Source organism: Vogesella aquatica, assembly GCF_028548455.1.
GTDB classification, from domain to species: domain Bacteria; phylum Pseudomonadota; class Gammaproteobacteria; order Burkholderiales; family Chromobacteriaceae; genus Vogesella; species Vogesella aquatica.
The window spans coordinates 1-26,155 of sequence record NZ_JAQQLF010000015.1 but is presented as its reverse complement, the minus strand read 5'-3'; the positions used below and the strand labels follow the sequence as shown (position 1 = coordinate 26,155).

Below are 26,155 nucleotides of genomic sequence, written 5' to 3'. Positions count from 1 at the left end.
CCTGCTACCAGCGGGGTTGAATTTTCGCCAGCTTGCCCCACACTCAGCCCATTACCCACTGTTCTTACCCAAAGGAAACATGCAATGGCAACCGTTACCCTCAAAGGCAACCCTGTAGACGTAGCCGGTACCCTGCCGGCTGCTGGCAGCGCCGCCCCGGCTTTTACCCTGACCGCTGGTGACCTGTCCGATGTGGGTCTGGCTGCTTTTGCCGGCAAGAAAAAGATCCTGAACATCTTCCCGTCGGTGGATACCCCGACCTGCGCTACCTCGGTACGCAAGTTCAACGAAAAAGCCGCCGCCCGTGACGGCGTGGCTGTACTGTGCATCTCCGCCGACCTGCCGTTCGCACAAAAACGCTTCTGCGGCGCCGAAGGCATCGAAGGCGTGGCCAACCTGTCCACCTTCCGCAACCCGGGCTTTGCCGAAGCCTACGGCGTGAAGCTGGCCTCCGGCCCGCTGGCCGGCCTGACTGCCCGCGCCGTGGTGGTACTGGATGAAAACGACCAGGTGCTGCACAGCGAGCTGGTGGCCGAGATTGCCGACGAGCCGAACTACGACGCGGCACTGGCCGTGCTGTAAGACAGCCAGGTCGAGAACGCGAAAAACCGGTCAGCTTGCGCTGGCCGGTTTTTTATTGCGTTGAGCTTGTGTCGGGGCGCTAGGCCGCAGCAGGCACTATCCCGCCAGCGCCGGGTAGCGCCGGGGGAGGTGTGCGGCCAACCCTGGCCTGCGGCTGGGTGCGGAACCACGCCAGGTCCTGGTTCAGTTGCTGCGAGGCGTCGGTCAGGCGGCCCATAGCCGGGGCCAGCGTCTGCATCTGGCCAAAGATGCCGGCGGCCAGCGTGGCCACTTCATCGCCCTGGCTCACGATATTGTCGCTGGCGGCGTGCTGCGCCTGGCGCGCGTCTTCGATGTCGCGCATGGCCTGGCGGAAGGCGGCCATGGCATCGTCGGCTTGTAGCAGCGCCTGGTTCAGCGTTTCTTGTGCGCCAATGCTGTGCTCGCCAGCCTGGTGGGCTTCGTTCATGGTGGCGGCGAGCGCCTGGCTGGCGGACTCCACCCGCAGCAGGGTGTCGAAGATGCGTGCCGTGGCGCTTTCGGTGCGTTCGGACAGCTTGCGTACCTCGTCGGCCACCACGGCAAAGCCACGGCCTGCTTCGCCGGCACGGGCGGCTTCGATGGCGGCATTCAGCGCCAGTAGATTGGTTTGCTCGGCTACATCACGAATCAGCGTGCTGATCTGGGCAATATCGCGGATGGCGGTTTTCAGCTGCTCGGCGTCGTGCACGCCGCCTTGCAGGCGTACCGACAGCTTGTGCAGCGTGTCGGCGGTGCTGGTGGCCAGGCTACGGGCGTGGCCGGTGCGTTCGCTGCCGTTGTCGGCATGGCTCACCGCCTGCAGCAGCGCCTGGCTGATGCGCAGGTTGCCGCCGGCAATCTCGCCTGCCGCTGCACGGGTGTTTTCGGCCTTGTCCGCCTGTTGCTGTGTGACGGTAATGACCTGGCCGGTAAGCGCCAGGATGCCGCGAGCTTCGTGCTCGCTCTGCGCTGCGGTGCTGCGCACGGTGGCCAGCAGGGTGGTGAGTTTGTCCAGGAAGCGGTTGATATGGCGCGCGGCTTGCGATAGTTCGTCAGCACCGCGTACCGGCAGGCGGGCGGCCAGGTCACCTTCGCCCAGCTGGTCGGCTGCGCGCTGCATGGCGGCGATCTGCGTTTTCAGCCGGCGCGCCAGCAGCACTTGCGACAGCACCACTATCACGCTGGCCAGGCCCAGCGGCCCCAATACCAGCAGCACCAGCCGGCCCAGTGCACCCTGCATGGCGGTTTCGGCCTGGGCGAGCAGCTGGCGTTCCGACAGCAGGCGCTGGTCGATCAGGCTGGCAAGTGGCTGCAGGCTGAGTTTGTACGCTTCTTCCGGGATGGACAGTGCATCTTCCGGCGAGGTCTCGGCAATCTTGATCGCCGACTGCAGGTTCTGGTGGTAAGCCTGCCAGTGCTGGCTGGCCTGCTTGCCGAAGCTGTCGCGTTCGGCAGCTGGCAGGGCGGCCACGATGGCGGCAATCAGCTGGCGGCTGCTGCCGTTGACGGCGGCAAGCCTGCTGGCGGTATCGGGCAGTAGCGGGTCGGCGCGCGATAGTGACAGCACGTCGGCTTTCAGCGTTTGCAGGTTGGCCGATAGCTGCTGGCGGCCACGGTATTGTTCAAAATCACTGCGTAGCGACCACAGCTGCTGGCTGCTCAGCAACATGACGGCCAGCAGGCAGGCGAGCGTGAGAATTACAGTGAGCCACAAGCGTTTGACCAGCGTCATTTTAAATTCATCCTTATTAAAACTGGGCGCAGTGTAGGCGGCCAACGTTACTGGCAGATGACACTTAACCTGAATGACGCAGGCTTGTAACCGAGGTTGGGTTTACCCGGTCGGCAAGACAAAGCGGCACCCGCTTTTCAGCCTAGGTGCCGCTTGTTAAGGTGTAGTGAAAGATGCGTTACAGCGCAGCGTCGGCCGCGGCGCTGGCCTTGTGTTTGTCCATCACCTTCACGTAGTGCTCGGCCGAGTACTTGAAGTAAGCCAGCTCGCCTGCGGTGAGCGGTCGCACCTGCTTCACCGGGTTACCCAGGTACAGGTAGCCGCTTTCCAGGCGCTTGTTGGGCGGCACCAGGCTGCCGGCGCCGATCAGTACGCGGTCTTCGATAACAGCGCGGTCCAGGATGATGCTGCCGATGCCGATCAGTACTTCGTCGCCGATGGTGCAGCCGTGCAGGGTGACGTGGTGGCCGATGGTGACATGGCGGCCGATGACCAGCGGCGCGCCTTGCGGGTCGCTTTCCTTGCGATGGCTGACGTGCAGCATGGCAAAATCCTGCACATTACTGCCTTCGCCGATGCTGATGCGGTTGACGTCGCCGCGGATCACGGCGCAGGGCCATACCGACACGTTGGCCGCCAGCGCTACCTCGCCGATCACCACGGCGGCGTCGTCGATATAGCAGCTGGGGTCGATGTGCGGGCGGTGCCCGTCGTAGGAACGGATATTGCGATTCACGGAATTGTCCTTATCTTCAGTCTGTCTATGCGCGGGTGATGCTGCGCCACTTTCCACAGGATGCCAAACATGACCACCAATCCGCTACTGGACTTTAGCGATCTGCCGCGCTTTGCCGCGATCAAACCCGAACACGTGACCCCGGCGCTGGACGTGCTGCTGGCCGAAGCGCGCGCTGCGGTAGCGCAGGTGATCGCCGCCGGCGGCGACGACTGGGACAGTGTGTCCGAGCCGCTGTCCGACGCCACCGAGCGCCTGTCGCGCGCCTGGGGCGTGGTGGGCCACCTCAATAGCGTGATGGGCAATACCGACGGCCTGCGCGAGGTGTACAACGCCGAAATTCCGCGCATTTCCGCCTTCTTTACCGAGCTGGGGCAAAACCTGGACCTGTTTGCCCGCTTCAAGGCGGTGGCGGCCAACCCGGCCTTTGCCGGCGCCAGCGCCGCGCGCAAGAAAATCATCGACAACGACCTGCGCGACTTCCGCTTGTCCGGTGCCGAGCTGCCGGACGTGCAGAAAGCGCGCTTTGCCGAGCTGTCCAGCCGCCTGGCCGAGCTGTCCAGCCAGTTCTCGCAAAACGTGATGGACGCTACCGACAGCTTCAGCCTGTATATCGACGACGTGGCCGAGCTGGCCGGCATTCCGGAAGATAGCTTGGCCATGTACGCCGCCATGGCCGAAGCCGACGGCCAGCCGGGCAAGTACAAACTGGGCCTGCAGTTCCCGTTGTTGTTCCCGGTGCTGCAGTACGCCGACAATCGTGCGCTGCGCCAGCAGCTGTACGAAGCGAACGCCAAGCGCGCCAGCGAGTTTGGCCCGGCCGAGCAGGACAACACCGCGCTGATCCGCGAGCGCCTGGTGCTGGCTGCCGAAGAGGCGCAGCTGCTGGGTTTTGCCAACTACGCCGAGCTGTCGCTGTACACCAAGATGGCCGAAAGCCCGCAGCAGGTGATCGACTTCCTGCGCGACCTGGCCGCCCGCGCCAAGCCCTACGCGCAGCAGGATCGCGCCGAGCTGGAAGCCTTCGCCCGCGCCGAGCTGGGCCTGGACACGCTGGAAGCGTGGGACATCAGCTACGCCGCCGAAAAACTGCGCGTGGCGCGCTATGCGTTCTCCGAGCACGAAGTCAAACAGTACTTCCCCGAGCACAAGGTGCTGGCCGGCCTGTTCAGCGTGGTACACAAGCTGTACGGCATCAGCGTAGCAGCCCGCGACGCCGAAACCTGGCACCCGGACGTGCGCTACTACCAGATCCACAAGGACGGTGCGCTGCTGGGCGGTTTCTACCTCGACCTGTATGCCCGCGACGGCAAGCGCCCCGGCGCCTGGATGGACGACGTGCGTGGCCGCCGCGTGACAGGTGGCCAGGTGCAGACGCCGGTAGCCTACCTGGTGTGCAACTTTACCCGCCCGTTGGGCGACAAGCCGGCTACTTTTACGCACGATGAGGTCACCACGCTGTTCCATGAATTCGGCCACGGCCTGCACCATCTGCTGACGCGCGTGGACGAGCTGGGCGTGTCCGGTATCAGTGGCGTGGAGTGGGACGCGGTGGAGCTGCCCAGCCAGTTCATGGAGAACTTCTGCTGGGAGTGGGACGTGCTGCAGGGCATGAGCGCCCACGTGGATAGTGGCGAGCCGCTGCCGCGCGCGCTGTACGACAAGATGCTGGCCGCCAAGAACTTCCAGAGCGGCATGCAGACCGTGCGCCAGCTGGAGTTCTCGCTGTTCGACATGCAGCTGTATACCGCGGCCAACCCTGACAGTGTGGACTGGCAGGCGCTGCTGGAGCAGGTGCGCGACGAAGTGGCGGTTAACCGCCCGCCAGCGTACAACCGTTTTCCCAACAGCTTCAGCCATATCTTTGCCGGCGGTTACGCGGCGGGCTATTACAGCTACAAGTGGGCCGAGGTGCTATCGGCCGACGCCTACGCCGCTTTCGAGGAAGCCGGTGGCGCCAACCCGGCAGTGGGGCACAAGTTCTGGGACGAAGTGCTGGCAGTGGGCGGCAGCCGCCCGGCGCTGGCATCGTTCCGCGCCTTCCGCGGCCGCGACCCGCAGATCGACGCGCTGCTGCGCCACAGCGGCATGAGCGCGCCGGCGACGGTGTGATCATTACCCTGCATTGCGGCCAACGTTGGCTGCTGTACAGGGTGACAACACAAGGGCAAGCCATACGGCTTGCCCTTGTGCTTTGTCGCCAGGCGTACAGGAGGGGTTACCACCCTGGCAGGGGGGCGTCGGTGCGCCAGCCAGGGTGCATCTTGGCCTTGATAATGGCCTTTATTATCGATGACCTGCTGGTTATCGATATTTGCCAAATCAATAATGTGGCTATGTTTTATCGGTAAAAATCGCTTGCGATAGGGTGCTCCTGTTCCGTACGCATTGGTCTTTCAGACCGGTGCCGCCGGGATGCCATTTACGGTATGGAAACAGGAGATCTACCTATGAAATCGATCAGCCTTGTCATGGTGGCCGCCTTGCTGTCGACCGCCTGCGCCAGTATGACTATTGGCGAGCAGCCATCTGCTACCCCGCCCCAGCTTGTGCGTGCCCAGGGGGGCGGCATTGTCTGGGATACACCTGGCGCCTTCGGCCCGGTACCTCCGGCTGTGGCGGCCAAAGGTGCCGCCAGATGTGCCTTGCTCAATACGGCTAGCCAAACTTACCGCGCACTGGGCTATCACCCTTATGCAAAAGATATGGGCGGCCAGCTATTGCCAGAGGGGGGCTTTTACTGCGTGCCGAATTGAGTTTCGCGCCCGGTGCGCGGGGCATTGGCCCAGGCGGTCTGCATTGTGCAGGCCGCTTTTTTGGCATGCGGGCAAGACTGTACATTTGTTGACGCCTGCTGTTTGAACTAGGCACCGCCGGAGCCAGCATGGCGCTATCAATGCCCCCTGGTATCTCGGCATGACCAATCTCGCCAGTATATTTAAGCGCAATGCATGCTGCTCTTTGTGGTGCTGGCGGCGCCCCCCTTTGCTGCGCCCGCTACCGTGGCGCAGTGGCAGGGCATAACCCGTGCCGCGTGCAGTCAGTGCGCAGTCTGAGCGTGGGGGGGGGGGCTTATTGTGAGCGCTATCCCGGCTGTGCTGCCGGCGGCGCATTGCAGCTGTGCGTTACCGGGCAAGGTGGCCATAGCTGGCCGGGTGGTGGCTGTACCCGCCTTGGCCAGGCTGGTACAGCGCAGGCGCTGGATGCCAATGCGGTGATGCGGGCGTTTTTTAGTGGCATGCCATCAAAGCCACGACGCTTGCTGAACAGTCTGTGCGCAGTGCGGGCGAGCCAAGGGCACCGCGGTGCGTTAGCATGCAGTTTGCCAGTTTCAGGAGAGCGCCATGATCAGCCATATTGACCACGTGGTATTGACCGTTACCGACATTGAAGCGTCGGTGGCTTTTTACCGCCGGGTTTTGCAGATGGAGGCGGTGACCTTTGCCAATGGCCGTCGCGCGCTGCACTTCGGCAACCAGAAAATCAATCTGCAGCTGTTGGGGCAAGAGCCGCGTAACCGCGCCGCAGTGGGCTCGGGCGACCTGTGCCTGATCACCCGTTGGCCGCTATCGCAGGTGGTGGCGCATCTGCAGGCCGAGGGCGTCGATATTGTCGAAGGCCCGGTAGCCAAAACCGGTGCGCAAGGTGTGATCCAGTCGGTGTATTTTCTGGACCCGGACCAGAACCTGATCGAGGTCAGCGTTTACCCGCCACAGGCATAGGCAGCTTTTTTGCCGGTAGCGGGAACCAAGTACGCCGCACCGGCTCACACCATGACTGTGTGTCTAGCAGGCACAACAGTGAGCGAACTTGACTGTGTTTACCCCCGCCCGGTGCGGGGGCATTTTTTTTGCCCGCCCGGATGCTGCTGTGCCGGACGTAGCGCGACAAGGGCCTTTCGCCATGCGAAAGGCCCTTGTCGCGCTACGTACTGGTGTGTCAGCGCTGCACGGCAGCCAGCATCACCCCAGCCAGCACAAACAGCCCGCCAGAGGTGCGCGAGAAACGCTGCAGGCGTTGGCCGTGTGCCAGCCAGCCACCCAGGTGGCCACCGGCGGCGGCCAATGCCACGGCTACCACCATGTCCGCTACCACCCAGGTGGCGGCCATGGTCAGGTACTGCGGCCACAGCTCGCGGCTGGTATCCAGAAAGCGCGGCAGCAAAGCCGAGAAAAATACGGTGTCTTCCGGGTTGCTGACCGCCAGCAAGAATGCCGGACGAAAGCCGCTCCATAGCGGGCTGGCGCTACAGCCTTGCGCCTGGCCCAGCTGGAACGGCTTGCGCCACAGGGTGATACCCAGCCATACCAGATAGCCCGCGCCCAGCATCTTCACGATATTGAACGCTGTGGGTGAGGCAAACAGCAGGGCGGTAATGCCCAGTGCAGACAGTGCCATCAGGGTAAGTGCGCCGGCAGAAAAGCCCAGTGCGTTGGGCACGCCGCCACGGGCACCGTGCTGCGCGCCGTGTGACAGGGTAAGCAAGGGGCCGGGGCCCGGTGCCAGCATCAAGAGCACGATAGTGCCCAGGTACATCATCCAGTTGTGAAAATCCATAGCCAATACTCGTCTGCCCTGGCGTGCGCAGGCAGCATGCGGCCAACCTTGCGATGGTATGGTTACCGTGGCAGATGTAGGCAGGTAGCTGGCGTGCGGGCGGCAAGGCTTTACTGGCTGCTACCGTGCAACAGGCGCGGTGGCAAGCCATGATTTGATCGTTACTGCGGGAAAAAGGGCAGAAGCGAGGGGCGCTAACGCGGTGGCTCGGACTGGGTGTCCGGCTCGTCGGCGGGGGTCAGGCTATGACGGTGGGCAAAGCTGGGGGTGCGCAGGGCAAAGCTCTGGGCAAGCGGGGCAAGGCGGCCACGATGGGCGGCATTGGTGGGGCACAGCGTGCCCGGATTTTGCGCGGTTTGGCGCGGTTTTCTGGAAAACAATTTCTGCTTCCGGTGATGACGATGGTGCCATTCTAGGCGGGCTACGGCGGCGCTGGCAAGTTTTGTGTCTATTTTATTAATCGCACCATCCTGGTAAGTGGCTGCTTTTATTGGGTGTAGCCGGGTGGCGTGTTTGTAATATTAGCCGCGTTGCCAGCCTGCTAGCCACGCGCTAAGGTGTCGGGCTGTTATCAAAGGGAGAGCCCCATGCAACTAGCCACCTGGAACGTCAATTCGCTGAAAGTGCGCCTGCCGCACGTGGTGCAATGGCTGGCGGAAAACCCCATCGATGTACTGTGCCTGCAAGAGCTGAAGATGGATCACCCGGTATTTCCGCTGGCCGATATCGAAGCTGCGGGCTATCAGGCAGTGTGGTTTGGCCAGAAAACCTATAACGGCGTGGCCATTCTGGTAAAGAACGGGTGCACCATCAGTGATGTCGTGCAAGGCATTCCCGGTTATGAGGACGAGCAGCGCCGCGTGATTGCCGCCACCATTGATGGCGTACGCGTGATTTGCGCTTATTTCGTTAACGGTGAGGCGGTGGACTCGCCCAAGTACCAGTACAAGCTGGGCTGGCTGGCCGCGCTGGAAGGCTATGTGGCCAGCGAGTTGGCCCGCTACCCGGACTTTGCCCTGCTGGGCGACTACAACATCGCGCCCGAAGACCGCGATGTATACGACCCGGCAGGCTGGCACGAGCAAGTGCTGTGTACCACCCCGGAGCGCGACAGCTTTCGCCGCCTGATAGACATGGGGCTGGCAGACAGCTTCCGGCTGTTTAACCAGGAAGACAAGCAATACAGCTGGTGGGATTATCGCGCCATGATGTTCCGCCGTAATATGGGTGTGCGTATCGACCATATCCTGATTAGCGACAGCCTGAAGGCGCGGGCGACCGCCTGCGTTATCGATAAGGCACCGCGCAAATGGGAGCGGCCATCCGACCATACCCCGGTAGTGCTGACGCTGGCGTAAGTCCGGCACTGTGGCTGGCGATGTCGCGGTTATGGCCTGCAATGCATGGTTTTAAAGGGCATAGCAGGCCATGGCTGAAAATAAAAAAGCGAAATCGCTTGCCGGATACGGTCTTAGTGCGTATAACGTGGTCAAGCAAGATTTCAAGCTAGTTGATCCAAAGTTCAGAGTTGTTCCACTTCAAAAGCGGTACTCCATTGTTTCATCCGGTCCCTTCTTGATTATTTCGCTGACAGGCATTTCGCCTAATTTTTTACGTTTTTTCAAAAGGAAGACAAAATGGAAACCGGTACCGTTAAATGGTTCAATGATGCAAAAGGCTTTGGCTTCATCACTCCGGATGCAGGCGGCAACGACCTGTTCGCTCACTTCTCCGAAATCCAGGGCAACGGCTTCAAATCCCTGGCTGAAGGCCAGAAAGTAAGCTACGTATCCGGCATGGGTCAAAAAGGCCCACAAGCTACCAAAATCCAGCCGATGTAATATCGGTTGCCATTTTGCTGGCAATAAAAAAAGCCCCGCTTGCGGGGCTTTTTTCATGTCTGTAGCAAACGCCGGCTAGCGGCGGTTATGTGGTTTGCAGGGCTTAGCTTATCAGATCGCCATCTTTGACGATCGGGCGTGTCCAGCGCCAGGTAAGCCGTGCCAGTAGCAGCAGCAATCCCCCCCACAGGCTGAAGGCCAGCCAACGCACCGCGCTCCATGTGTTTTCCCCTGCGTGTGCCAGGCGGATGCTGGTGATATTGGGGTAGAGCGAAAACATATTGATGCGCCAGCCATAGGACGAGATGTAAGCGGGCTGCCGTGCGTTTTCCAGCGCCCGCGCAGTAGCCTGCACGTCGGAAGCATCAAACTTGAAGTACAGCGGCCAACCCCAGCCGGTGTCCTCATTGCGGTACACCCGCACGTCGTCGATGGCATGCTGGGTGTAGATCAGGTACATGTCGCGCACTGGTTGGTCGGGTGGATTCTGCTTGCTGATGGGGCCATCTTTGTCTGCCAGTTTGACCTCTACGCCGGTAATGGTGGTGATGGCGTGTTCGGGCAGGTAGTAGTCCAGCAGCAGGCTACCACCCAAGGCAAGCAAACCCAGTAGCGTCATGCCTGCCTTGCGGAGTTGTGCGCGCATTTTTATGGTTTTCCTTTAAAAATCATCAGGGTTAAGGGGCGTTGCACGATTATGCCCCTATACTTGCTGCCCTTGCCCGTGATTTTTCGTCATGCCAACCGTGAAGCGGATGGCATGACGAGCGGGCTGGCCGTTACACTGTCAGCGGGCCCTGCGATGCCAACCTGTTCACCCTGCTTGCCGGAGCTATTCATGCGCCTTATTCCTGCCGTACTCCTGTCTGTTTCGCTTGCCCCTGCTGCCCACGCGGCAGGTATGCCGGGGCAGTTCGACTACTACGTCATGGCCTTGTCGTGGTCGCCAGATTACTGTGCGGCACGCCCGGACGACCGCGAACAGTGCAGCCGCCAGTATGGTTTTGTGCTGCATGGTCTGTGGCCGCAGTATCTGCGTGGCTACCCGGCAGACTGCAGTCGCGAGCGTTTTGATGAAGGCATGCTGCAGCGGTTTTCCGGCCTCTATCCCAGCCGAAAACTGTACCGCCACGAGTGGGAAAAGCACGGTACGTGCAGTGGCCTGGGCCAGGCACAGTACCATCAGCTGGCAGCCAGCCTGAAAGCCAGGCTAGCCATACCGGTGGCCTATCAGGCTCCTGTGCAGCCTTTGCGCAAAACCCTGACCGAGCTGAAAGCCGAGCTGCAAGCGGCCAACCCCTGGCTGGGTACCCGTGCGCTGGCATTAGCGTGCAGCGGCGGTGGCCGCTTTCTGAAGGAAGTTTACGTTTGCACCGACAAGCAGGGCCGGCAGGGCAGGGCGTGCGGAGACGATGTGCTGGCAAGCGAGCGCCGCAGCTGCCGCCAGCCGGATATCCTGCTGCGTAGCGTACGTTGATGCCGATGAGAAACCAGATAAAAGCGCTGTTGGCCGCATGCTTATGCCTGCATGCTGTGTTGCTGTGGGCTGCCGAGCCGGTAGCACCGCGTATCGGGGTGGTGCTGGGCGGCGGCGGTGCCCGCGGTTTTGCCCACTTGGGTGTGTTGCAGGAGCTGGAAAAACTGCATGTGCCGATTGCCTGCATCGCGGGTACCTCGGCTGGCGCGTTGATCGGCGGAGCTTATGCCAGCGGCCAGCCATTGGCCGAGCTGGAGCGCCAGTTTGCGGCTGCCGACTGGGAAACCCTGCTGTCCGGCAAACCGCGGCGCCAGGACGTGCCATATAGCCGCAAGCAGAGCGACAGCCGCAACTATTTCGACCTTACTGTCGGCTTTCGCGATGGCAAATGGCGTTTGCCCAAGGCCGCCATCAATGCCCAGGGTATCGACTTGTTCATCCGTCAGCTGACCCGCGCCCGCAGCGAGGCCAGCTTCGACCGCCTGGCGATTCCCTTTCGCGCGGTGGCCACCGATCTGGAAAGCGGCGAGCCGGTGGTATTCGACGGCGGCGACCTCAGCCTGGCCATGCGCGCCAGTATGGCGGTACCCGGCATGTTCGCCCCGGTGGAAGATCGCGACCGCGTACTGGTGGACGGCGGCCTGGCGCGCCAGCTGCCGGTAGAGGAGCTGCAAGGCCGTTGCGCCGACGTGCTGATCGTCATCGACGTCGGCACGCCGCCGGTGCCGCGCGAGCAGCTGGGCAGCTTTCTGGACGTGCTGGACCAGACCACCTACCTGATGGTGGCGCGCAACAGCCGCGAATCGCTGGCGCGGCTGGGGCCGCAGGATATCCTGATCCGGCCGCAGCTGGGTGGCGTCTCGCCGGCCGATTTCGGCGACAACGCCGCCATCATCGAGGCCGGCCGCCAGGCGGCGCGGGCGCTATCAGACAGGTTGGCCGCACTGGCGGTTACACCCGAACAGTACGCCAGCTGGCAGCAAGGGCGGTACGCCGGCGAGCGGCCACGCATAGACCGCATCAATCTGGCTGGGGATTTCAACTTTGTCGACCCGGAAGCCATGCAGCAAAAATTGTCCATTAGCAGCCGTCTGGGCTTGAGTGCGCTGCACCAGAGGCTGGACGAGGTGTTTGCCGAGGGGGATCTGGACAAGCTGGATTACACCCTGCGCCGCGACAATGGCAGCCACGTGGCCGATGTGCATCTGCAAGAGCGCCATACCGGCCCCAACTACATCCGTGCCGGGCTGGAGCTGCGCAGCAGCTCGCAGGGCGATGCCACGTTTTCGCTGCTGGGCGAATACAAGCGTAGCTGGCTCAATAGTGCCGGTGGTGGGCTGCTGGGCGAGGTCAAGCTGGGCGAGGAGCCAACCTTCCGCGCCGAGTGGCAGCAGCCGCTGTCAGCCAGCTCGCCGTTCTTTCTCAGCCTGGGCGCCGGCCGGCGCGAGAAGCGCTACAACCTGTACGTGGATGATCACCAGTCTTCTGCCGAATTCCTGCGCCAGACCAATACCGCCAACGTAGACGCCGGTATCAGCCTGGGCAAGCTGGGCGAGTGGCGCAACGGCTGGTACGCCAGCCGCGACAGCCTGTCGTTGCAGACCGGCTTTAGCGGCTTGTTCAATGTGCCGGACAGCAAGGCGCGGGAGCAGGGGCTGCGCACGCTGCTGGTGCTGGACCAGCTGGACAACCCGCGCTGGCCGCGCAACGGTTTCGCCATGCAGCTGGAGGCGCGCAAACCGCTACACCGCAGCGACGACCCCGAGCCGCAGCCCAGCGCGTCGTTCATGATCGATACGGTGACGACCGACCGCCACGACATCAGCTGGCGCATGACCCTGCGTGGCGGCTACAGCGACAAGCGGGATTCCGCCGAAGTGTTCGAGCTGGGTGGCTTCCGCAACCTGTCAGGCTACCAGCCGGGCGAGTTGCTGGGGCACCAGATGGCATTTGCGCGCGGCATGGTGTCGTGGCGGGTCGCCAGCCTGCCCTCTGCGCTGGGCTCCGGCCTGTACGTGGGGGCGTCGGCCGAGGTTGGCCGCGTCTGGTCTACCTTGTTGCAAGACAAGGACACCCGCTGGTTGCCGGCGGGCTCGGTGTTTGTCGGGGCCGACACCTTGCTGGGACCGGTCTTCATCGGGGTTGGCCACGGCAAGAAGGGCCAGCTGACCGGCTACTTCAACCTGGGCGTGGAGTACTGACCATGTCTTGCGTGCGCGTCGCGCTGCTGTTTGTGCTGCTGCAGTGGCCAGCGCTGCGCGCCGAGCCGGTGGCCACCGCCTGCGGCCATCACGACTACGCGCCGTGGAACTGGCAGCAGGGCGGCCGTATCGTCGGTACCTGCGCCGATATCGTGCAGCGTGCGTTTGCCAGTGCCGGGGTGACCGTGCGCTTCGATTATGTCGGCCCTTGGCCCCGCTGCCAGGCGCTGGTGGCTGCCGGCCGCGTGGATATCAATATTTGTGCGTTCCGCAATGCCGAGCGCGAGGCGTACTCGCAGTTCATTCCGCTAGCAATGGGCAATAACGAGGTGGCGGCCTTTGTGCGGCGCGATGCCGGCTGGGCGTTGCAGAGCTGGGACGACCTCAAGGGCCGCCGTGTCGGCTTGGTCAATGGCGTGTCGATGGGGGGCGAGCTGGACCAGTTCCTGCAACAGCACACCACCATCGACCGTACCAACGATTTTTCGGCCAGCCTGCGCAAGCTGGCGCTGGGGCGGGTAGACGTGGTGCCGTTCGGCCGCGAGGCCGGCAAGCTGGCGGTGGCCCATCTGGGGCTGGGCGAGCAGCTAAGGGACTTGCCCACCCCGTTGCTGCACGGCCAGCTGTACATTTCGGTATCGAAACAATCGCACTGGCTGCTGCCGTACCTGCCGGCAGTGCAGCACTATCTGGCCGCGCCGTCTTACCCCCGCCAGCTGCAGGACAGCCTGAGCTGGCAGCACCGCTACTACCTGCAAGCCAACCCGCCGCCTAGCGCCCCCCGGCCGTAAACGCCATGCCTTCCTGTTCGCCTACCGGGCGGGCGTGCAGCTGGGCTTCGAACTGCAGTGTGGCGGCGGCCCAGGAAAAGCCTTCCGCGACGCGGCGCACGTGGGTGCGGTCTAGCGCCAGCGCCTGCAGGCAGGCTGTTTTCAGGTCGTGGTGCAGTACGCCGCCGCCGCTGTCGCCTACTACGTCCAGCGGGCCGGCTACCGGGTAGGCGGCTACCGGCGTGCCGCAGGCCATGGCTTCCAGCAGCACCAGGCCAAAGGTGTCGGTACGGCTGGGGAACACAAACACATCGGCTGCGCGGTAGATGCGCGCCAGCTCGGCCTGCGGGAACACCCCGGCAAAATGTACCGCCGGGTAGCGAGCCTGCAGCTCGGCCAGCTGCGGGCCTTCGCCCACTACCCACTTGCTGCCGGGCAGGTCCAGCTGCAAGAAGGCCTCGATATTCTTTTCTACCGCCACGCGGCCAACGTAGACAAAGCGCGGGGGCGCCGTGTCCAGCCGGTCGCGCTCGCCCGGGCTGAAGGTGGTGGTATCTACGCCGCGGCTCCACAACACGACATTATGGAAGCCACGGGCTTTCAGGTCGGCCACGATGGCTGGCGTGGGGGCCATCACGGCTTGCGCGGCATTGTGAAAGCGGCGTATCCAGGCGTAGCTGATGGCCAGCGGCAGCCGGGTGCGCGCGTGGATGTATTCGGGAAAGCGCGTGTGGTAGGCGGTGGTAAAAGGTTGGCCGCGGCGGCGGCACCAGCGGCGTGCGGCCATGCCCAGCGGGCCTTCTGTAGCAATATGCACCGCGTGCGGCGCGAATGCGGCCAACCTGGCGGCTGTCTTGCGGTAGGGGCGCAGCGACAAGCGGATATCCGGGTAGGTAGGGCAGGGCAGGGTAAGAAAACCATCGCCCTCGTCGTGTTCGCCGCCTTGCGGTGTGACCATGGCTACCTGGTGGCCCAGCAGGCGTAGCTCGCGTACGGTTTCCACGATGCTGCGTACCACGCCGTTTACCTGCGGGTACCACGCGTCGGTGATGATCATGATGCGCATGTTTCGGCCTCCTCCAGCGTGCCTTCGCGTACCGGCTGGGCCGCGATGATGGCGGTTTCGCTTGCGCTGCTGGCCTGGCGCGTCCAGTACACCACTTCCAGCCGCCCGTCTGTGTGTTCTACCAGTGCGGACAGGCTTTCTACCCAGTCGCCGCAGTTGCCGTACAGGATGCCGTCGATGTCTTTGACTTCGGCCTTGTGGATATGGCCGCAGATCACCCCGTCAAAGCCGCGCCGGCGCGCTTCGTCGGCCAGGATCTGTTCGAAGTCGCTGATGAAGTTCACCGCGTTCTTGACCTTGTGCTTCAGGTACTGGGATAGCGACCAGTACGGCCGCCCCAGCTTTTGTCGCAGCCAGTTGTAGTAGCGGTTCAGGTGCAGGATCACCGTGTACAGGCTGTCGCCTACGTAGGCCAGCCATTTCACGTGCTGGATGACGCCGTCGAACTCGTCACCATGGATGACCAGCAAGCGCTTGCCGTCGGCGGTGAGGTGCTCGGCTTCCTGGCGGATGGCAATACCGCCAAAGTCCAGCCCGCAGTATTGCCGTGCCGCCTCGTCGTGGTTGCCGGGTACATAAATGACCTGTGTGCCTTTGCGCGCCTTGCGTAGCACTTTCTGCACCACATCGTTATGGCTTTGCTTCCAGCCCCAGGACTTTTTCAGCTGCCAGCCATCGATGATGTCACCCACCAGATAGAGGGTTTCCGACTCGTGGTGCCTGAGGAAGTCCAGCAGAAAGGCGGCCTGGCAGCCGCTGGTGCCCAGGTGGACATCCGACAGCCAGATGGTGCGGTAGCGGTGGCTCATGGGGCGCTCCGGCGTAGCAGATAGCGCCATGCTGCGGTGTGCGTGTGACAGCAGGATGTGTGTCAGGTGACGGCAGGGTGACACGTACGCTGGTATAAGGTGCAGGCAAGCCGCCCTGGCGTAAGCAGGCCTTAAGAAAGGTTTGTTCCACTGTGCAGCTCTTGGGTATCCTGCGTGCCTGACCGCCCGTTTTTGATAAGAAACAAATGAAAATAAGCCTGTTCCGCCCCTTGCGTGCCGAAGTGCTGGCCGTCTGCCTGTCCTTGCTGCTGGTGTTGTTTTTCAATATGCCTTTCTGGCAGCGCCTGTACGGCATTGTCAGCCCGCTGGACGCGCATGGCGTGAAAATGCTGGGCCTGGCTTTTGTGCTGGTGACCGCCTTTTTCAGTTTGCTGTTGCAGCTGCTGGTGTGGCCAAAGATAGGCAAGCCTTTGCTGACCGCCCTGCTGCTGACCACGGCGGGCGTGAGCTACTTCATGAGCCAGTACGGTGTGCTGATCGACATGAATATGGTGCGCAACGCCATGCAGACCGACGGGGCCGAGGTGCGCGACCTGCTTACCGTCAAGATGGTGCTGACCGTGCTGCTGCTGGGGGGAGTGCCCAGCCTGTGGTTGTGGAAAACACCGGTGCTATATCGCCCGCCCTTGCGCGAACTGGGTGCGCGCGTGGTGGCCGTGCTGGTGAGCGCCGGCGTGCTGGTGGCGGTGGCCATGGTGGGGTACCAGGACTTTGCCTCGTTGTTCCGTAATAACCGCGAGCTGCGCTTTGCCCTGACGCCCACCAACTACCTGCAGGCAACCAGCTCGTATATCAAGCGCGTTACCGCCAAGCCCGCCGTGCTGCAAAAAGTCGGCGAGGATGCCAGCCGCACCGCGCCATGGCCTGCCGGCAGCAAGCCGCGCGTGCTGGTGATCGTGGTGGGTGAAACCGCCCGTGCCGACCATTTCTCGCTCAATGGCTACCCGCGCCAGACCAACCCGCAGCTGGCGCGCATCCCCGGCCTGATCAACTTCCCCGATACCTGGTCGTGCGGCACCGAAACCGCGATCTCGGTGCCTTGCATGTTCTCCGCACTGCCACGCGAAAAGTTTGACGCCGACGAGGCCAAGCACCGCGAGAACCTGCTGGATATCCTGCAACGCACCGGCATACAGGTGGCCTGGCGCGATAATAATTCCGGCTGCAAAGAAGCCTGCAACCGCGTGCCGACCGAAATGGTATTTGGCGACAAAAACCCGGCCTTCTGCGCAGATGGCGAGTGTTTCGACGACATTCTGCTGGATGGCCTGCCGCAGCGGCTGAAAGCGCTCAAGGGCGACGCGGTGATCGTGCTGCACCAGAAAGGCAGCCACGGCCCGGCCTACTACAAGCGCTACCCCAAGGAATACGAGCGCTTTACACCGGTGTGTCGTACCAGTGAGCTGCAAAAGTGCAGCCAGCAGGACATCATCAACGGTTTTGACAACACCATCCTGTACACCGATGCCATCCTGGCCAAAACCATTGCCGCGCTGCAAGCGGAGCCGGCGGTGGCGGGCGGCATGATTTATTTGTCCGACCATGGCGAGTCGTTGGGCGAGAACAATATGTACCTGCACGCCACGCCTTATCTGGTGGCGCCGGATGCGCAAAAGCACATCCCCATGGTGGCGTGGTTCTCCCCGGCCTGGCAGCAGGCAGCCGGCATGCAGCAGGCTTGTCTGCAGCAGGGCAGCAAGCAACGCTACAGCCAGGACAACCTGTTTCACAGTGTGTTGGGCCTGATGGGCGTGAAAACCGCCTTGTATGAGGCGCCGCTGGACATGTTTGCCGCCTGCCGCCGCCCGGGCTGAGCGCGCCGGCGCGCATAAAAAATGCCCGCCTGACACAGGCGGGCAAACGCAAACTTGGAGGCGTGCCCTTATTGCGTAGCATCTACCGTGCCAGCGGCAGCTTGCAGCGCCGCCAGCTTGCGGTACAGCGTGCGTTCGGTCATGCCCAGGGCTGCCGCCAGGCTGGCACGGTCGCCCGGGTGGCTGGCCAGCGCCCACGCCAGATAGCGTTGCTCCAGCCCTGCCAGCGGCAGCAAGGGGCTGTGAAAGTGGCCGTCAGGGTTGGCCGCAGGCTGCGCCAGCGCATCCAGCCACAGGTGTTCCGGCTGGATGTGGCTGCCGTCGCACAGCAGGCTGGCGCGTTCCAGCATATTGCGCAGCTCGCGGATATTGCCGGGGAAGGGGTGCTGCAGTAGCCATGCCAGCGCATCGGCCGACAGCGCCAGCGCACGCCCCGGCGCTACCCGCGCCAGCAGCGCCTCGGCCAGCAGCGGGATGTCCTCCTGCCGTTCGCGCAGCGGCGGCAGCCGTAGCGGAAACACCGCCAGCCGGTAGTACAGGTCGGCGCGGAAGCTGCCGTCGCGCACCATCTGCGCCAGGTCGCGGTGGGTGGCGGCAATCACCCGGAAACGCGCCGGAATGCTGCTGATGCCGCCCACGCGGCGGAAGGTGCCGCTTTCCAGCAGCCGCAGCAACTTTACCTGCTGGCTGGGCGGCAGGTCGCCGATTTCGTCCAGGAACAGCGTGCCGCCGTTGGCCGCTTCCACCAGGCCCTGCTTGCGCTGCGTGGCGCCGGTAAAGGCGCCTTTTTCGTAGCCGAATAGCTCGCTCTCCAGCAGCGTTTCGGTGAGGCTGGCGCAGTCTACCGCCACAAACGGCCGCGCTGCGCCGCCGCCATCGTGGATGGCGCGCGCCAGGCCTTCCTTGCCGGTACCCGACTCCCCTTGCAGCAGCACCGCCACCCCCGACGGCGCCGCCCGTTGCGCCAGCAGCAGCATGCGGCGAAACGCCGCACTGCGGCCCACCATGCGGTCCGGCACCGCCTGGCTGCTGGCCAGCGCCAGCGGTTTCATCTTCTCCACAAACAATAGCGGGTAGCCGCTGACGTCTGACATGGGTGACAGCTCCACGTCTACGTGTTCGTCGCCGTGGCGGCTGCGGTGGATGTGCAGCACGCGCTCGGGCTGGCCGCTTGCCAGTGTGGCTTTCAGCGGGCAGCTTTCGCCCTCCTCGTCGCAGGGGCGGGCGTAGCCGTGCGATACCGCAAAGCAGGTGCGGCCAACCGCGTCGTCACCATAGGCTGCACGGTAGGCCGGGTTAGCGTGGCGGATGTGGTAGTCGGGGGTGATGACGATGCGCGGGTCGGGTACGGCGTCCAGCATGGCGGCGATGGTGGCCAGGGTGGATTGCGGCTGAATGGGTGACATTTATGTCAGTCCTGACATGACGGTATGGGCTGATTATGCCGCCAAAAGCGCATTGATGGCAGCGTTTGCCCGCTTTGGGCATGGCACGGCACTTGCACTTGGGGTAGCAGGCTGCGGCAACGTGTCACATTCCGTGATGTTGGCCGCATGCGCACACTTTAACCCTGTTGCCGGCATGGTTTGCCGGTGGCTTTTGCTCAGGGAGGGCGGCATCGTGTTACCGGAAGACCGACGCTTACGCCGTGAATTGTTATGGGTGGTGGTGTTGAAACTGGCGGTGCTGTACGCACTGTGGCACGCCTTCATCGCCCCGCAGCGGGTTCAGGTAGACACGCAAGCCATGGCCAATGCCATGGCCGCGCCGGCGGCTGCCGCCCGTCAATCAGGAGAAGAACATGATCGATAATGTTGTGGATCTGTCGCGGCTACAGTTTGCCGCCACAGCCATGTACCACTTTCTGTTTGTGCCGCTCACACTGGGTATGGTGTGGTTGCTGGTGATTATGGAAACCGTGTGGGTGATGACCGGCAAGCAGGTGTACCAGGACATGACCAAGTTCTGGGGCAAGCTGTTCGGCATCAACTTTGCGCTGGGGGTGACCACCGGCATCACCATGGAATTCCAGTTCGGTACCAACTGGGCGTACTACTCGCACTACGTGGGCGATATTTTCGGCGCCCCGCTGGCCATCGAGGGCCTGATGGCCTTCTTCCTGGAATCCACCATGATCGGCCTGTTCTTCTTTGGCTGGGATCGCCTGTCGCGCAAGCAGCATTTGCTGGTGACGGTGCTGCTGGCAGTCGGCTCCAACCTGTCGGCGCTGTGGATCCTCATCGCCAACGGCTGGATGCAGAACCCGATCGGTGCCGAGTTCAACTACCACACCATGCGCATGGAAATGACCGACTTCTGGGCGGTGCTGTTCAACCCGGTAGCGCAGGCCAAGTTCGTGCACACCGTGTCGGCCGGCTACGTTACCGGTGCCATGTTCGTGCTGTCGATTTCCAGCTGGTACCTGCTGCGTGGCCGTGACGTGGAGTTTGCCAAGAAGAGCTTCCGCATTGCCGCCGCGTTCGGCTTTGCCAGCGTGTGCTCGGTGATCGTGCTGGGCGACGAGTCCGGCTATTCGGTAGGCGAATCGCAACAGACCAAGCTGGCGGCCATGGAGGCGATGTGGCACACCGAGCCGGCGCCGGCCGCGTTCAACGTGATTGCCTGGCCCAACGAAGCCGAAATGAAAAACGACTGGGCCATCGAAGTGCCGTGGGTCATGGGCCTGATCGGCACCCGTTCGGTGAGCAAGGAAATCCCCGGTATCCACGAGATCATGGCGGCCAACCGTGCCCGTATCGTGTCCGGCCAGCAGGCGGTGGTGGCGCTGGACGCGCTGCGCATCAACCGTGGCGATACCGCGGCACAGGCGCAGCTGAAAGCGCACCAGGCCGACCTGGGCTTTGGCCTGCTGCTGAAGAAATACACCGACGATGTGGCGCAAGCCACGCCAGCGATGATAGCCGCCGCCGCGCGCGACACCATCCCCAAAGTAGCGCCGATGTTCTGGAGCTTCCGCATCATGGTGGCGCTGGGCGTGGCCATGCTGGGCTTGTTTGGCTGGGCGTTGTGGAGCTCGGTACGCGGCAGCTTTGCGGCCAACCGCCGCCTGCTGAAGCTGGCACTTTACTGCCTGCCGCTGCCGTGGCTGGCCTGCGAGGTGGGCTGGTTCGTGGCCGAGTACGGCCGCCAGCCGTGGACCATCTACGGTGTACTGCCCACGCGGCTGTCTGTGTCCACCTTGTCCGAAGCGTCGCTATACGGCTCGCTGGCCGGTTTTGTCGGTTTCTATACCGTGCTGCTGTGCGCCGAGATGTACCTGATGGTGCGCTTTGCCCGCCAGGGCCCCGGCAGCCTGGGTACTGGCCGCTACGCCAACGAAGCCCCCGCTCACTAAGGAGTCATCATGCTGGATTACGCAACCCTGAAAATCATCTGGTGGGGGCTGGTAGGCGTACTGCTGGTCGGCTTTGCCATCATGGACGGCCACGATATGGGCGTGGGTACGCTGCTGCCCTTTGTCGGTAAAACCGACGTGGAACGCCGCGTGGTGATCAACACCGTCGGCCCGCACTGGGACGGCAACCAGGTGTGGTTCATCACCGGTGGCGGTGCCATCTTTGCCGCCTGGCCATTCGTATACGCCACCGCGTTCAGCGGCTTTTACTGGGCCATGCTGGCGGTACTGTGGGCACTGTTCTTCCGCCCGGTGGGTTTTGACTACCGCAGCAAGCTCGACAACCCCACCTGGCGTACCGCCTGGGACTGGGGCCTGTTTGTCGGGGGCTTTGTGCCGCCGCTGATCTTTGGCGTGGCCTTTGGCAACCTGTTCCTGGGCGTGCCCTTCCATTTTGACAGCCATCTGGTGTCATTCTACGAAGGCAGCTTCTGGGCACTGCTGAACCCGTTTGCGCTGCTGTGCGGCGTGGTGTCCAGCGCCATGATTACCGCCCACGGTGCCATCTATCTGGTGCACCGCACCGAAGACGCCGTGCAGGCCCGTGCCGCCCGTGCGCTGAATATCAGTGTGCTGGTGGCGCTGCTGGGCTTCAGCGCTGCGGGGGTGTGGCTGGCGCTGGGGATTGATGGCTACGTGATCAGCTCCGCCGTAAATGGCAATGCCTTGCCCGACCCGCTGGCCAAAACCGTGGTACGCGAAACCGGCGCCTGGCTGGCCAACTACCAGCGCTGGCCGCTGGCCATGCTGTTGCCGCTGCTGGGCTACGCCGGGCTGATCGGTGCCGTGCTACTGGCCAGGGTTGGCCGCAGCTTTGCCGGCTTCTGGGCCAGCGCGCTGGGGCTTGCCGGCATCATCGGTACCGCCGGCATCTCGCTGTTCCCCTTCATCATGCCCTCGTCCAGCCACCTGGCGTCCAGCCTGACGGTGTGGGACAGCACCTCCAGCCACATGACGCTGGGGCTGATGCTGGCGGTGGCGCTGGTGTTCGTGCCCATCATCCTGCTGTACACCCGCTGGGCGTATGCCGTGATGGCGGGCAAGGTTACCGCCGCCTATGTGCGTGAAAACAGCCATAGTACTTACTAAGCAAGCGCCCGGCCGGCTGGCCGGGCTGCCCACCTGTACGTTGAAAGGAAACAATATGTGGTATTTCGCCTGGGTACTGGGCATCGGTTTTGCGGTGCTGCTGGGGGTGTTGAACGCGATGTGGGGCGAGTACGAGCAAGACCGCGCCCAGCGCGGCGCGCCGGAGCAGGGCGGTGTCTGAGGCCGCGCAAACCCGCCCGCTAGCCTTGCTGCTGGGGGTGGGGCTGATGCTGGGGGTAAGCGTGCAGCCGCAGTGGCTGGCTACCCCGGCAGGGCTGGCCGACCACCCGGCGGCCACGCTGCTGATGTGGGCGATGTCGGCGGCGCTGGTACGCGGCGTGGGCTTTGCCCCGCGCCACTGGCTGCCGCGCGCCCTGTTCAGCGCGCCGGCCATGTGGCTGGCGCTGCTGGCGGCGTTGTGGCGTCTGGCTAGCTTGCACGGTTTGGCGATATGATGAGATCTGTTCTCATCTTAAAGCCCTTGCCATGCTGCGCCGTCTGTTCGCCCTGTTGTCGCTGTGCCTGTTGCTGAACCCGGCTGCCATGGCGGCCAAGCTTGCGGTGGGCGACACCATGCCGCCGCTGGCCTTGGCCGACCAGTTCGATAAAACCCACACGCTGACGGCCGACACGCGCTGGCTACTGTTCAGCCACGACCGCGCCATCAGCGACGCGCTGCACCCGGTGTTGGCCGCACTGCCGGCAGCACAGCGCGCTGGCGTGGTGTACGTGGCTGACATCAGCCGCATGCCGGCGCTGGTGTCGCGGCTGTTTGCCGTGCCGGCCATGCGCGAGCTGCCGTTTGCGGTATGGCTGGCGCGCGATGCGGCTAACGTGGCCATATTGCCCAGAGAAACCGGCAAGCTCACCGTGCTGGCACTGAATGGCGACAAGGTGGCGGCGCTGCATTACCTGGCCGATGTGGGCGCCTTGCCGGCCTTGCTGGTGCGCTAGTTGGCCGCAAGCTGCATTGCTTATCGATGAATGTCTGATAAGCAAAGCAGTTTTTCTTGGTTCTGGCCGGCCGCCACCTTGGCTAGATTTCCCCCATCGCACTCTCACTGATGGGGAAACACCATGACGCGCCTTACCCGCCTTGCTACTGCCACTACCCTGCTGTTTGCCCTGGCCGGCCACGCCCTGGCCGACGTTACGCTGCTGAACGTGTCCTACGACCCGACGCGCGAGCTGTACCAGGACTTCAACGCCGCCTTTGCCAAACAGTGGAAAGCCAAGACCGGCGAGACCGTCACCATCAAGCAATCGCATGGTGGCTCCGGCAAGCAGGCGCGCGCGGTAATCGACGGCCTGGAAGCCGACGTGGTCACGCTGGCGCTGGGCTACGACGTGGACGCGTTGAACACCGAAGCCAAGCTCATTCCACCGACCTGGCAAAAGCGCCTGCCGAACAACTCGGCACCGTATACCTCTACCATCGTGTTCCTGGTGCGCAAGGGCAACCCCAAGGCCATCAAGGACTGGAACGACCTGATCAAGCCGGGTGTGGAAGTGGTCACCCCGAACCCGAAAACCTCCGGCGGTGCGCGCTGGAACTACCTGGCGGCCTGGGGCTACGCGCTGAAACAGCCGGGCGGCAATGATGCCAAGGCCAAGGACTTTGTGAAGAAGGTATTCCAGAACGTGAAGGTGCTGGACTCCGGCGCCCGCGGCTCGCTGGTGAGCTTTACCCAGCGCGGCATCGGTGACGTGCTGCTGGCGTGGGAAAACGAAGCCTACCTGGCCACCAAAGAGCTAGGCCCTGACAAGTTCGACATCGTTACCCCGTCGCTGTCGATCCTGGCCGAGCCGCCAGTCAGCGTGGTGGACAAAGTGGCGGACAAGCGTGGCACCCGTAAAGTAGCCGAGGCCTACCTGCAGTACCTGTACAGCCCGGAAGGCCAGGAAATCGCTGCGGCCAACTACTACCGCCCGCGTGACGCCAAGGTGGCCGCCAAGTACGCCGACAAGTTCACCAAGGTCAAACTGTTCACTATCGACCAGGTATTCGGCGGCTGGACTAAAGCCCAGAAAACCCACTTTGACGATGGCGGCGTGTTCGACCAGATCCAGGTGCGCTAATGCCCTCATCCTTGCCCTTGCTGGTGCTGGCTGACAGCCGCCAGTCCGATGGCAACACCCTGCTGGCGCTGGCGCGCCGGCAGGGTGTTTTGCTGGATGGTGCACTGGCGGTAGCAGGGCAGGGTACGCCGCCGCCATCCCTGCCGCTGGCTCTGCCACCCGGCAGCACGCCCCCCTTTATCCTGCTGGCGCACGGCAGTGATTGCCTGCCGGCCCTGCAGGCGGTGCGCGCTGACCCGCGTTGCCGTGCTGCCTTACTGCTTTCCCCCGATGGCGACGCCCGCCACGAGCGGGCATTGGCCTTTCCTGCCCTGGTGGTTTGCCATCGCCCCGACGCCCGTTATCCCCGCCTCACAGAAGCAGCCTCGCTGGCGGCAGCGTGGCAGGCGCGCCTGCATTTGCTGCAAGGCCAGGAGGCCTTGGCCGAGCTGTCCCCTTTGTTGGCCGCCCTGGCGGTGCTGGCGGCACAGCCGCTGGCCGGCGAGTGCTAAGCCGGTACCCCATACTTTTGCTTATATCAACAGCACCGAACCACCTTTTCTGGTTATTGAATAAGTAACGAAGAAATCCTTATTTCTGGAATAACAGCGCGGTCAATATCCTGTTGGCAGTTATATTGCCCACAGGATGCCTCATGAACCACCTTACGCAAGGAGACGCCGCATGAGCCGTGCCGCTACGCTGCCGCGCGTGCTGCCCGGCTTCGGTTTGTCGCTGGGTTACACGCTGTCTTATCTGTCGCTGATCGTGCTGATTCCGCTGTCCGCCGTCTTCATCCACGCCAGCGAGCTGCCGCTGGAGGCGTTCTGGCACGCGGTGACCGCGCCGCGCGTGCTGGCGTCGTACCGCCTGAGTTTTGGCATGGCGCTGTTGGCCGCCGCCATCAATACCGTGTTCGGCCTGCTGCTGGCGTGGGCACTGGTGCGCTACCGCTTTCCCGGCAAGAAGCTGGTGGACGCGCTGGTGGATTTGCCATTTGCGCTGCCTACCGCGGTGGCCGGCATTGCGCTGACGGCGCTGTACGCCGGTAACGGCTGGCTGGGGCAGTACCTGGAGCCGCTGGGCATCAAGGTGGCGTTTGGCCCGCTGGGCGTGCTGGTGGCGCTGGTGTTTATCGGCCTGCCGTTTGTGGTGCGCACGGTGCAGCCGGTGCTGGAAGACATGGAAACCGAGCTGGAAGAAGCCGCTACCAGCCTGGGCGCGCACCGCTGGCAGACCTTCCGCCACGTGATTCTGCCGGTGCTGCAGCCGGCGCTGATGACCGGCTTTGCGCTGGCCTTTGCCCGCGCCGTGGGCGAGTACGGTTCGGTGATCTTTATCGCCGGCAATATCCCGATGGTGTCGGAGATCACCCCGCTGATGATCATCAGCAAGCTGGAGCAGTACGACTACGCCGGCGCCACGGCCATTGCCAGCGTGATGCTGGTGGCGTCGTTCCTGCTGCTGCTGGCGATCAACGGTTTGCAGGCGTGGCAGGCACGCCGTAACGGAAGGAGTGCGTAATGGCCGGTGCCGTATCCTCATTGACCCTGCAGCACGACAAGGCGGGCCTGCTGGAAAGCCGCCAGGCCACACGCGAGGCGCCGTGGGTGAAGGCTGCCATTCTTACCGTGGCGCTGGGTTTCTTTGCCATCTTTCTGCTGCTGCCGCTGGTGGTGGTGTTTGTCGAGGCGCTGGCCAAGGGCTGGGAGACTTACCTCACCGCACTGGTGGAGCCGGACGCGCTGTCGGCGGTAAAGCTCACGCTGTTGGCCGCCGTGATTTCGGTGCCGCTGAACCTGGTGTTCGGCGTGGCCGCAGCCTGGGCCATTACCCGCTTTGACTTTCGCGGCAAGCAGCTGCTGATTACGCTGATCGACCTGCCGTTCTCGGTATCGCCGGTGGTGGCCGGCCTGATCTACGTGCTGGTATTCAGCAGCCACGGCTGGTTTGGCCCGTGGCTGGCCGAGCACGATATCAAGGTGAT

27 protein-coding genes are annotated in these 26,155 nt (G+C 63.3%); 19 read left to right on the top strand and 8 right to left on the bottom strand.

Translation table 11 applies throughout. The annotated features are described in order from the left end of the window. Nucleotides 1-84 precede the first annotated feature (84 nt). The gene (gene tpx / locus PQU95_RS12480) at nt 85-582 is read left to right on the top strand and encodes a thiol peroxidase (RefSeq protein ID WP_017508679.1); all 498 of its coding nucleotides are present in this window, start codon (nt 85-87) and stop codon (nt 580-582) included. 79 nt (nt 583-661) lie between these two features. Here tpx and PQU95_RS12475 read toward each other — a convergent pair whose 3' ends face one another. Beyond that, nucleotides 662-2,314, bottom strand: a complete 1,653-nt coding sequence (locus PQU95_RS12475; RefSeq protein ID WP_272752328.1) for a methyl-accepting chemotaxis protein — start codon at nt 2,312-2,314, stop codon at nt 662-664. Between the two features lie 178 nt (nt 2,315-2,492). Continuing rightward, nucleotides 2,493-3,050 (bottom strand): gamma carbonic anhydrase family protein, encoded by a 558-nt coding sequence (locus PQU95_RS12470; RefSeq protein WP_272752327.1) that lies wholly within the window; start codon nt 3,048-3,050, stop codon nt 2,493-2,495. A gap of 69 nt (nt 3,051-3,119) precedes the next feature. Here PQU95_RS12470 and PQU95_RS12465 point away from each other — a divergent pair, with 69 nt between their 5' ends. After that, nucleotides 3,120-5,162, top strand: coding sequence for a M3 family metallopeptidase (locus tag PQU95_RS12465; RefSeq protein WP_272752326.1), 2,043 nt, complete (start codon nt 3,120-3,122; stop codon nt 5,160-5,162). A 1,232-nt stretch (nt 5,163-6,394) separates the two neighbouring features. Further along, on the top strand, nt 6,395-6,772 hold the full coding sequence (locus PQU95_RS12460; protein WP_272752325.1) for a VOC family protein: 378 nt from the start codon (nt 6,395-6,397) through the stop codon (nt 6,770-6,772). 217 nt (nt 6,773-6,989) lie between these two features. Here the strand turns inward: PQU95_RS12460 and PQU95_RS12455 are convergent, their stop codons facing one another. Together PQU95_RS12455 and PQU95_RS12450 are read right to left on the bottom strand one after the other, a co-directional pair. Then, nucleotides 6,990-7,607, bottom strand: coding sequence for a LysE family translocator (locus tag PQU95_RS12455; protein ID WP_272752324.1), 618 nt, complete (start codon nt 7,605-7,607; stop codon nt 6,990-6,992). Between the two features lie 194 nt (nt 7,608-7,801). Next, the gene (locus PQU95_RS12450; RefSeq protein ID WP_272752323.1) at nt 7,802-7,987 is read right to left on the bottom strand and encodes a hypothetical protein; all 186 of its coding nucleotides are present in this window, start codon (nt 7,985-7,987) and stop codon (nt 7,802-7,804) included. 207 nt (nt 7,988-8,194) lie between these two features. On the opposite strand from PQU95_RS12450, the gene xth reads away from it, so the two are divergent. Then, on the top strand, nt 8,195-8,965 hold the full coding sequence (xth, locus tag PQU95_RS12445; RefSeq protein WP_272752322.1) for an exodeoxyribonuclease III: 771 nt from the start codon (nt 8,195-8,197) through the stop codon (nt 8,963-8,965). A gap of 279 nt (nt 8,966-9,244) precedes the next feature. Continuing rightward, nucleotides 9,245-9,448, top strand: coding sequence for a cold-shock protein (locus PQU95_RS12440; protein ID WP_017508689.1), 204 nt, complete (start codon nt 9,245-9,247; stop codon nt 9,446-9,448). A gap of 103 nt (nt 9,449-9,551) precedes the next feature. On the opposite strand, the gene PQU95_RS12435 is transcribed toward PQU95_RS12440, so the two are convergent. Continuing rightward, on the bottom strand, nt 9,552-10,094 hold the full coding sequence (locus PQU95_RS12435) for a DUF1523 family protein (protein WP_272752321.1): 543 nt from the start codon (nt 10,092-10,094) through the stop codon (nt 9,552-9,554). A gap of 192 nt (nt 10,095-10,286) precedes the next feature. Here PQU95_RS12435 and PQU95_RS12430 point away from each other — a divergent pair, with 192 nt between their 5' ends. The 3 genes from PQU95_RS12430 to PQU95_RS12420 are packed head-to-tail and all read left to right on the top strand — an operon-like array spanning nt 10,287 to nt 13,917. After that, complete coding sequence (locus tag PQU95_RS12430; RefSeq protein WP_272752320.1) at nt 10,287-10,925, top strand: ribonuclease T2 family protein; 639 nt, start codon at nt 10,287-10,289, stop codon at nt 10,923-10,925. A gap of 5 nt (nt 10,926-10,930) precedes the next feature. Next, entirely contained in the window at nt 10,931-13,126 is a 2,196-nt protein-coding gene (locus PQU95_RS12425) for a patatin-like phospholipase family protein (protein ID WP_272752319.1), read from the top strand. A gap of 2 nt (nt 13,127-13,128) precedes the next feature. After that, nucleotides 13,129-13,917: a substrate-binding periplasmic protein gene (locus tag PQU95_RS12420; protein ID WP_272752318.1), complete on the top strand. Its 789-nt coding sequence runs from the start codon at nt 13,129-13,131 to the stop codon at nt 13,915-13,917. Here the strand turns inward: PQU95_RS12420 and PQU95_RS12415 are convergent. Both PQU95_RS12415 and PQU95_RS12410 read right to left on the bottom strand, forming a co-directional pair. Beyond that, nucleotides 13,898-14,962, bottom strand: coding sequence for a glycosyltransferase family 4 protein (locus tag PQU95_RS12415; protein ID WP_272752317.1), 1,065 nt, complete (start codon nt 14,960-14,962; stop codon nt 13,898-13,900). The genes PQU95_RS12420 and PQU95_RS12415 overlap by 20 nt on opposite strands. Beyond that, complete coding sequence (locus PQU95_RS12410; RefSeq protein WP_272752316.1) at nt 14,950-15,771, bottom strand: UDP-2,3-diacylglucosamine diphosphatase; 822 nt, start codon at nt 15,769-15,771, stop codon at nt 14,950-14,952. Before PQU95_RS12410 ends, PQU95_RS12415 begins: the two co-directional genes overlap by 13 nt. Before the next feature lie 206 nt (nt 15,772-15,977). Here PQU95_RS12410 and PQU95_RS12405 point away from each other — a divergent pair, with 206 nt between their 5' ends. Further along, nucleotides 15,978-17,606, top strand: a complete 1,629-nt coding sequence (locus tag PQU95_RS12405; protein ID WP_272752315.1) for a phosphoethanolamine transferase — start codon at nt 15,978-15,980, stop codon at nt 17,604-17,606. Nucleotides 17,607-17,674: 68 nt separating this feature from the next. On the opposite strand, the gene PQU95_RS12400 is transcribed toward PQU95_RS12405, so the two are convergent. Next, nucleotides 17,675-19,012: a sigma-54 interaction domain-containing protein gene (locus PQU95_RS12400; RefSeq protein WP_272752314.1), complete on the bottom strand. Its 1,338-nt coding sequence runs from the start codon at nt 19,010-19,012 to the stop codon at nt 17,675-17,677. Here PQU95_RS12400 and cydP point away from each other — a divergent pair. From cydP to PQU95_RS12350, 10 genes are all read left to right on the top strand, one after another. Next, complete coding sequence (cydP, locus tag PQU95_RS12395) at nt 19,002-19,418, top strand: cytochrome oxidase putative small subunit CydP (RefSeq protein WP_272752313.1); 417 nt, start codon at nt 19,002-19,004, stop codon at nt 19,416-19,418. The two genes, PQU95_RS12400 and cydP, sit on opposite strands and share 11 nt — an antisense overlap. Beyond that, nucleotides 19,408-20,961, top strand: coding sequence for a cytochrome ubiquinol oxidase subunit I (locus tag PQU95_RS12390; RefSeq protein WP_272752312.1), 1,554 nt, complete (start codon nt 19,408-19,410; stop codon nt 20,959-20,961). Before cydP ends, PQU95_RS12390 begins: the two co-directional genes overlap by 11 nt. 9 nt (nt 20,962-20,970) lie before the next feature. Beyond that, nucleotides 20,971-22,110: a cytochrome d ubiquinol oxidase subunit II gene (cydB, locus tag PQU95_RS12385; RefSeq protein ID WP_272752311.1), complete on the top strand. Its 1,140-nt coding sequence runs from the start codon at nt 20,971-20,973 to the stop codon at nt 22,108-22,110. A 55-nt stretch (nt 22,111-22,165) separates the two neighbouring features. Beyond that, nucleotides 22,166-22,291, top strand: coding sequence for a cytochrome bd-I oxidase subunit CydX (gene cydX, locus PQU95_RS12380; protein ID WP_272752310.1), 126 nt, complete (start codon nt 22,166-22,168; stop codon nt 22,289-22,291). Then, complete coding sequence (locus PQU95_RS12375) at nt 22,284-22,565, top strand: cyd operon YbgE family protein (RefSeq protein ID WP_272752309.1); 282 nt, start codon at nt 22,284-22,286, stop codon at nt 22,563-22,565. The genes cydX and PQU95_RS12375 overlap by 8 nt, the downstream gene beginning before the upstream one ends. Nucleotides 22,566-22,596: 31 nt before the next feature. Further along, on the top strand, nt 22,597-23,064 hold the full coding sequence (locus PQU95_RS12370; protein ID WP_272752308.1) for a hypothetical protein: 468 nt from the start codon (nt 22,597-22,599) through the stop codon (nt 23,062-23,064). A 123-nt stretch (nt 23,065-23,187) separates the two neighbouring features. After that, nucleotides 23,188-24,189, top strand: a complete 1,002-nt coding sequence (locus tag PQU95_RS12365; protein WP_272752307.1) for a sulfate ABC transporter substrate-binding protein — start codon at nt 23,188-23,190, stop codon at nt 24,187-24,189. Continuing rightward, on the top strand, nt 24,189-24,680 hold the full coding sequence (locus PQU95_RS12360; RefSeq protein WP_272752306.1) for a hypothetical protein: 492 nt from the start codon (nt 24,189-24,191) through the stop codon (nt 24,678-24,680). The genes PQU95_RS12365 and PQU95_RS12360 overlap by 1 nt, the downstream gene beginning before the upstream one ends. 172 nt (nt 24,681-24,852) lie before the next feature. Next, nucleotides 24,853-25,692, top strand: coding sequence for a sulfate ABC transporter permease subunit CysT (gene cysT, locus PQU95_RS12355; protein WP_272752305.1), 840 nt, complete (start codon nt 24,853-24,855; stop codon nt 25,690-25,692). Further along, a partial coding sequence (locus PQU95_RS12350; protein ID WP_502654471.1) for an ABC transporter permease family protein occupies nt 25,692-26,155 on the top strand: 464 nt, incomplete at its 3' end. The genes cysT and PQU95_RS12350, both read left to right, overlap by 1 nt.